Source organism: Microcoleus sp. Pol11C3, assembly GCF_036701485.1.
In the GTDB taxonomy this organism is placed as follows: domain Bacteria; phylum Cyanobacteriota; class Cyanobacteriia; order Cyanobacteriales; family Microcoleaceae; genus Microcoleus.
Map to the genome: position 1 here is coordinate 45,781 of NZ_JAUBQW010000035.1, position 2,767 is coordinate 48,547.

The 2,767-nt window shown below is 47.5% G+C and carries 1 protein-coding gene and 1 pseudogene; both read left to right on the forward strand.

Annotated elements, in window-relative coordinates; genetic code table 11:
• A pseudogene (locus QUA40_RS10945) lies at window positions 1-762 on the forward strand (CopG family transcriptional regulator); the annotation flags it as partial.
• A gap of 174 nt (window positions 763-936) precedes the next feature.
• A complete protein-coding gene (crtD, locus tag QUA40_RS10950) occupies window positions 937-2,544 on the forward strand; it encodes a C-3',4' desaturase CrtD (protein ID WP_333125149.1) in 1,608 nt (535 codons plus the stop codon).
• Window positions 2,545-2,767 lie beyond the last annotated feature (223 nt).

Genomic DNA, 2,767 nt, shown 5'->3' on the forward strand with positions numbered 1-2,767 from the left:
GCGAAGTCAAGTTACGAAAGTTTACAACAGCAGTTGAGTGAACGCGAAAGTTCGATCGCTTCTTTGCAGCAGCAATTAGCTACCGAAAAGCAAAATCTCGAAAGCCAATTAGCCGAAACTGTAGCGAAGTCAAGTTACGAAAGTTTACAACAGCAGTTGAGTGAACGCGAAAGTTCGATCGCTTCTTTGCAGCAGCAATTCGGCGAAAGAGAACACCGGGAACACGAGTTTCAGCAACAGCTAGCCGAAAAATCCAGTGCTCTGGAATCTTTGGAGCAGCAACTAGCCGAAAAATCCAGTGTTCTGGAATCTTTGCAGCAGCAATTCGCCGAAAGAGAACACCGGGAACACGATTTGGAGCAGCAACTAGCCGAAAAATCCAGTGTTCTGGAATCTTTGCAGGAGCAATTCGCCGAAAAATCCAGTGCTCTGGAATCTTTGCAGCAGCAATTCGCCACCGAAAAGCAAAATCTCGCAAGCCAATTCCAGGAAACCGTGTCGAAGTCGAGTTACGAATCGATGCAGCACGAGTTAGCACAAAAGTCAAGTGCGATCGGCGACTTCCAAGTTCAACTGACCAAGTTGCAATCTCTAGAAAATCAATTGAACCAGAGTGCAGCGATACAGCGAAATTACGACGCTTTGCAGCAACAGTCTCAAGAACAGCTAAGAACCATCAAAGCTTTACGGGAACAGCTAGCTCAAATGCAGGCTGTGGCTGGGATTGGCGAAGCTTATCTCAACAAGTGGCGCCGTCCCTGATTCTCTCATCAGCACGGCACTGTCTAACGGGTGCGGCCGGAGCACCTTACCCCTAAAACGTCCTCTCAACTCGGCCTCCTTCCTCTTGTAGCGATAGATTTCAACCTGTCGCTACAAGAGCTTTTTATTGCAAAATATGAGCATACTATTAAGAAATATTACAATAAATAAATTATGAGAGGCGATCGCACCCCTGAGAGCAAATCCAGTCCAGCAGAGACTAAGGGCCGCGTCACGGTAATTGGAGGCGGCATCGGCGGGCTGACAGCAGCCGCCCTGCTAGCCCGCAGAGGATACAAAGTGCTAGTCTTAGACCAGGCGATCGTCCCCGGAGGATGCGCTTCCACCTTCAAACGCAAAGGCTTTACCTTCGATGTCGGCGCCACGCAGGTTGCAGGATTGGAACCCGGAGGCATTCACCACCGAATTTTCTCAGAATTAAACATAGAACTTCCCGCGGCGACACCCTGCGATCCCGCCTGTGCGGTGTTTTTGCCGGGAGAAACCGCACCGATTAGCGTGTGGCGAGATCCGCAAAAGTGGCAGGAAGAAAGGCAGTGGCAGTTTCCCGGAAGCGAACCTTTTTGGCAATTATTGTCTGCATTGTTCAAAGCTAGCTGGAAATTTCAAGGGCGCGATCCAGTTTTACCGCCCAGAAACTTCTGGGATTTCTGGCAATTAATTCAAGCAGTTCGCCCCGATACTCTAATTACTTTGCCTTTCACTTTTATGACAGTGGGAGATGCTTTGCGGCTTTGTGGGTTAGGCGACAATTTGCGCTTGAAAACTTTTCTGGATTTGCAGTTAAAATTGTATTCTCAAGTTGATACTGAAGAAACGGCGCTACTTTACGCGGCGACGGCTTTAGGAGTTTCGCAAGAGCCACAGGGATTGTATCATCTACAAGGAAGTATGCAGGTATTGAGCGATCGACTTGTAGAGGCGATCGAACTCTACGGCGGCAAAGTCCTGTTGCGGCACACAGTTGAAAGTATTGTCACCGCCAACGGCAAAGCCACCGCTACAGTGATTCGCAATCAAAAAAGCGGCGAAGTTTGGACAGAAACTGCCGATCGTATTGTTGCCAACGTCACAGCACAAAATCTAGTAAAATTGATGTCAAGCGAGCCTGTTTTAGAAACTTTAACAGATAATTCCGAGACAAGAAATCAACTCCCCAATCAAATGGCAGGCTACAAATATCGAGTTGATAAATTGCCGCCCGCATCCGGTGCATTTGTCATCTATTTGGGAGTGCATGAAAGCGCAATTCCTGCCAATTGTCCGCCGCACCTTCAGTTTCTCTACGATTACGACGGCGAGATTGGAGAGAATAATTCATTATTTGTTTCTGTCAGCCATCCGGGAGATGGCCGAGCACCGAAGGGAATGGCGACAATTATCGCTTCGTCATTTACTGAGACTCGAATGTGGTGGAATTCGGTTGATTATGAAGGATTGAAGCAAAAATATACGGTCGGGGCGATCGCCCGTTTGAGCGAATATTTCAATTTGACGCCAGAGTCGATCGTACACCAAGAATCAGCCACACCCCGCACCTTTGCCCGCTACACGGCGAGAGATAGAGGCGTTGTGGGTGGTATTGGCCAGCGAATACCAACCTTCGGGCCCTTCGGATTTGCCAACCGCACACCAATTAAAAATTTGTGGTTAGTAGGTGACTCCACCCATCCCGGAGAAGGCACTGCCGGTGTTTCCTATTCTGCTTTAACAGTAGTGCGACAAATGGAAGCCGCCTCTAAAATAGGGCTTGCTGAATAATCGATCGCAAACTATGAATAGGAGCGACCGATATATTCAAACTCAACTAAAGATAAGGCTTTTCTGCATCGATTCCACCCAACAATAATTGTAGATTATCTTCAATTTAAAAACAGGTGTTCTTTTTCCAAATAGACATAAAAACACACCTTAGCGGGTGACAAGGCACCTCTAGTCTAAACAGGACAAAGGTTTGAGAGAATGGTAAGGTAAAAAAATAAGG